The organism is Streptomyces diastatochromogenes, from assembly GCF_002242805.1.
Lineage (GTDB): Bacteria > Actinomycetota > Actinomycetes > Streptomycetales > Streptomycetaceae > Streptomyces > Streptomyces diastatochromogenes.
The window spans coordinates 1-651 of the sequence record NZ_MCGQ01000158.1 but is presented as its reverse complement, the minus strand read 5'-3'; the positions used below and the strand labels follow the sequence as shown (position 1 = coordinate 651).

Below are 651 nucleotides of genomic sequence, written 5' to 3'. Positions count from 1 at the left end.
ATGCTGACCATCGGCGAGGTGGCGCACTCGGCGCTGTTCCCGCGGATGGCCGCCGTGGTCCACCACGCCGGGGCGGGCACGACCGCGGCGGGCCTGCGCGCCGGAGTACCGGCCGTGCCGGTCCCGATCCAGTTCGACGAGGGGTTCTGGTCCGCCCGGCTGGTGTCACTGGGCGTCGCCCCGACCACCGTGCCACTGCGCCGGCTGACCGTCGGCACCCTGTCCACGGCGCTGCTCCGGGCGACGCGCGAGCCGTCGTACGGCGAGCGGGCCCGGGCACTCGGTGCACGGATCCGCGCGGAGGACGGGGTGACGCCGGTGCTGGACGCGCTGGAGAGGGTGGGCGGCTGACCCCTCAGCCGCTGGCGAGTACCAACCCGAAGCCTGCCCGGATCCGCGCCGAGGACGGGGTCACGCCGGTGCTGGCCAAGCTGGGCGGCCAACCCCTCAGCCGTTGGTCAGTACCATCCGGAAGCGGGCCCTGCCGGCGAGCATCTTCTGGTAGGCCTCGTCGGCGCGCTCCAGTGGTACGGGCTCGGTCATCGGGCGGATGCCGTGCAGGGCGCTGAACGCCATGGTGTCCTCCACGTCCTGGGACGTGCCGGACGGGTGGCCGCGGATGACGCGGGCGCTCATGAGCAGCTGGACCGG

At 74.2% G+C, this 651-nt stretch carries 1 protein-coding gene and 1 pseudogene; one reads left to right on the top strand and one right to left on the bottom strand.

What is annotated here, in order from left to right:
- Nucleotides 1–351, top strand: a 351-nt coding sequence (locus BEK98_RS47295) for a glycosyltransferase (RefSeq protein ID WP_341869064.1), incomplete at its 5' end; no start/stop codon positions are given.
- 96 nt (nucleotides 352–447) lie between these two features.
- On the opposite strand, the pseudogene BEK98_RS47290 reads toward BEK98_RS47295, so the two are convergent.
- Nucleotides 448–651, bottom strand: a pseudogene (locus BEK98_RS47290) (alcohol dehydrogenase); the annotation flags it as partial.